Annotated in this window: 2 tRNA genes and 2 rRNA genes; all 4 read right to left on the reverse strand. The window is 53.9% G+C overall.

Going from position 1 to position 3,868, the window contains the following annotated elements:
- Positions 1 to 140: 140 nt before the first annotated feature.
- Positions 141 to 2,942 (reverse strand): 23S ribosomal RNA (locus tag FJV77_RS32115).
- 414 nt (positions 2,943 to 3,356) lie between these two features.
- Positions 3,357 to 3,432, reverse strand: a tRNA-Ala gene (locus FJV77_RS32120).
- A 57-nt stretch (positions 3,433 to 3,489) separates the two neighbouring features.
- A tRNA-Ile gene (locus tag FJV77_RS32125) sits at positions 3,490 to 3,566 on the reverse strand.
- A gap of 232 nt (positions 3,567 to 3,798) precedes the next feature.
- Positions 3,799 to 3,868, reverse strand: a 16S ribosomal RNA gene (locus FJV77_RS32130); the annotation flags it as partial.

Consider the following 3,868-nt stretch of genomic DNA (forward strand, 5'->3'; position numbering starts at 1 on the left):
TTGCTTTCGGGCAAGGCCCGCAAGCGCGACTGCGCGTCGCCGGTTTTCCGGCGCCCTCGCGGAGCGTCCGGCCGAAGGCCGATACGACGCGTGAGCGCTGGTCAGACCATCGTGTTTCACGATGGGCATAAGGAATGAGAACGATCAAGCCGATCGAACTATTAGTACCGGTAAGCTTCAAGCGTTGCCGCTCTTCCACACCCGGCCTATCAACGTGGTCGTCTTCCACGGTTCTCAGGGAATACTCGTTTTAAGGTGGGTTTCCCGCTTAGATGCCTTCAGCGGTTATCCCGTCCGGATATAGCTACCCTGCTATGCGGCTGGCGCCACAACAGGTCCACCAGAGATCCGTCCATCCCGGTCCTCTCGTACTAGGGACAGATCCTTTCAATATTCCTACACCCACGGCAGATAGGGACCGAACTGTCTCACGACGTTCTGAACCCAACTCACGTACCGCTTTAAATGGCGAACAGCCATACCCTTGGGACCTGCTCCAGCCCCAGGATGCGATGAGTCGACATCGAGGTGCCAAACAACCCCGTCGATATGGACTCTTGGGGGTCATCAGCCTGTTATCCCCGGCGTACCTTTTATCCGTTGAGCGATGGCCCTTCCACGCGGGACCACCGGATCACTATGACCGACTTTCGTCTCTGCTCGACTTGTCAGTCTCGCAGTCAGGCAGGCTTATGCCATTGCACTCAGCGAACGATTTCCGACCGTTCTGAGCCCACCATCGCGCGCCTCCGTTACTCTTTAGGAGGCGACCGCCCCAGTCAAACTACCCACCATACATTGTCCCGGACCCGGATAACGGGCCGCGGTTAGACATCCATAGTAATAAGGGTGGTATTTCAAGGGTGGCTCCACCTGAGCTGGCGCCCAGGTTTCAAAGCCTACCACCTATCCTACACATGCCACTACGAATGCCAATGTAAAGCTATAGTAAAGGTGCACGGGGTCTTTCCGTCTAACCGCAGGAACCCCGCATCTTCACGGGGAATTCAATTTCACTGAGTCTATGCTGGAGACAGCGGGGAAGTCGTTACGCCATTCGTGCAGGTCGGAACTTACCCGACAAGGAATTTCGCTACCTTAGGACCGTTATAGTTACGGCCGCCGTTTACTGGGGCTTCGATTCAGAGCTTGCACCCCTCCTCTTAACCTTCCAGCACCGGGCAGGCGTCAGACCCTATACGTCGTCTTGCGACTTCGCAGAGCCCTGTGTTTTTGATAAACAGTCGCTACCCCCTGGTCTGTGCCACCCTCCTCTACTTGCGTAGAAAAGGGTCACGCTTCTTCCGAAGTTACGCGTGCAATTTGCCGAGTTCCTTCAGCATAGTTCTCTCAAGCGCCTTGGTATACTCTACCTGACCACCAGTGTCGGTTTCGGGTACGGTTTATAAGGAGGAGCTATTTCCTGGAACCGCTCCGCTGCCCGTTCAATCCGATAAGATTGGACAACTTGTGCGATCCGTCACTACCTCCAAGCCCACGAATATTAACGTGGTTCCCATCGACTACGCGTTTCCGCCTCGTCTTAGGGGCCGGCTAACCCTGCTCAGATTAGCTTTAAGCAGGAACCCTTGGTCTTTCGGCGGGGGAGTCTCTCACTCCCCTTACGTTACTCATGTCAGCATTCGCACTTCTGATACCTCCACCACCCCTCACGGGTATGGCTTCATCAGCTTACAGAACGCTCCGCTACCGCTTGGCCCTTGCGGACCAAACCCTAAGCTTCGGTGTATGGCTTTAGCCCCGTTACATTTTCGGCGCAAAGACCCTTATTTAGACCAGTGAGCTGTTACGCTTTCTTTAAATGATGGCTGCTTCTAAGCCAACATCCTGGTTGTTTTGGGATCCTCACATCCTTTCCCACTTAGCCATAACTTGGGGACCTTAGCTGTAGGTCAGGGTTGTTTCCCTTTTCACGACGGACGTTAGCACCCGCCGTGTGTCTGCCGACTAGTACTCCCAGGTATTCGGAGTTTGGTTAGGTTTGGTAATCCGGTGAGGACCCCTAGCCCATCCAGTGCTCTACCCCCTGGGGTATTCGGTCGACGCTCTACCTAAATAGATTTCGCGGAGAACCAGCTATTTCCGAGTTTGATTGGCCTTTCACCCCTAGCCACAAGTCATCCCGAACTATTGCAACAGTTATGGGTTCGGTCCTCCAGTAAGTGTTACCTTACCTTCAACCTGCTCATGGCTAGATCACTCGGTTTCGGGTCTAATGCGACGAACTGAACGCCCTGTTCAGACTCGCTTTCGCTGCGCCTACACCTATCGGTTTAAGCTTGCTCGTCACACTAAGTCGCTGACCCATTATACAAAAGGTACGTGGTGACCCTTGCGGGCTCCCACTGTTTGTAGGCAATCGGTTTCAGGTACTCTTTCACTCCCCTTGTCGGGGTGCTTTTCACCTTTCCCTCACGGTACTAGTTCGCTATCGGTCATGCACGAGTACTTAGGCTTGGAAGGTGGTCCTCCCAATTTCAGACAGGATTTCACGTGTCCCGCCTTACTCGAGGACGATTGATCGCATTACGCGTACGGGGCTGTCACCCACTATGGCCCTACTTTCCAGAAGGTTCCGCTTGTCTCTCAATCGCCACTGGCCTGGTCCGGGTTCGCTCGCCACTACTTCCGGAGTCTCGGTTGATGTCCTTTCCTACGGGTACTTAGATGTTTCAGTTCCCCGCGTTCGCCACTTTATCCCTATGTATTCAGGATAAGTTACCTATTATCGATACTTGGAAACCACAGATGCAAGTCACCCTGCATCTCTGATTTTCCAAGTACCTTAGGTGGGTTTCCCCATTCGGAAATCTACGGATCAAAGGGTATTCGCACCTCCCCGTAGCTTATCGCAGCGTATCACGTCCTTCATCGCCTGTGCATGCCAAGGCATCCACCAATTGCCCTTAAGACACTTGATCGTTCTCATTGCCAATGCCCACTGCGCGATTTCGAAGAAATCGTCGCTTCAGCCTCTCCCTTGCGGGATCAGCGTCCGCGCGATCTCGAAGAGATCGTCGCTCGAACCAGATCCTGTGCGGGACCTGGCTCCGTGTCATTGGCACAAAAAGACCAGCTTCTCGAGATCGGTTCGAGGGCGCGGTTAGGCAAACCCATCATATGCAGGAGATTGAGCGTCTCCTGCGACAAATCACGAACCTTTCGGCTCATGAAGTTCGAACAAATCTTCTCTTTACGATGTCAAAACAGAACAGGCGGAGAGCTAGTTGCTCGCCGCAAACCTTTTTACGAATGACTTTCTCATCTCTACTCAACACCTCCGCGCGATCCACAGGATCGTCGCGAACCGCGACAATCCTTGCGGATTGCGCAAGTGGTGGAGCCGGACGGGATCGAACCGACGACATCCTGCTTGCAAAGCAGGCGCTCTCCCAGCTGAGCTACGGCCCCTGATTGTTTTCCCTGATACTGTATCGAGGAGATCGACAATCCTTGCGGATTGCGAAGTGGTGGGCCTGGGAGGACTTGAACCTCCGACCTCACGCTTATCAAGCGCGCGCTCTAACCAACTGAGCTACAAGCCCTAAACCGAACCCTGCTGGCATATTGCACCGGCAAGGCACGCCTTACAGGCATAGCCAAAGGGAGGTTAGTCATTCGCTGAAGAAAGAGAAACGAAGGCGGCAGACCCGCTTAAGGTATGCGCGACGGTCAGAATGACTTTCTGCCGTCTTGTTCCAAGAGAACCGAAAGGCAGAGGCTCATCATTTCATCCGAAGATGACGATCAAGCGTTTCCATTAGGGTTCTTCCTTAGAAAGGAGGTGATCCAGCCGCAGGTTCCCCTACGGCTACCTTGTTACGACTTCACCCCAGTCGCTGACCCT

It is taken from the genome of Mesorhizobium sp. WSM4306, from assembly GCF_007003975.1.
Lineage (GTDB): Bacteria > Pseudomonadota > Alphaproteobacteria > Rhizobiales > Rhizobiaceae > Mesorhizobium.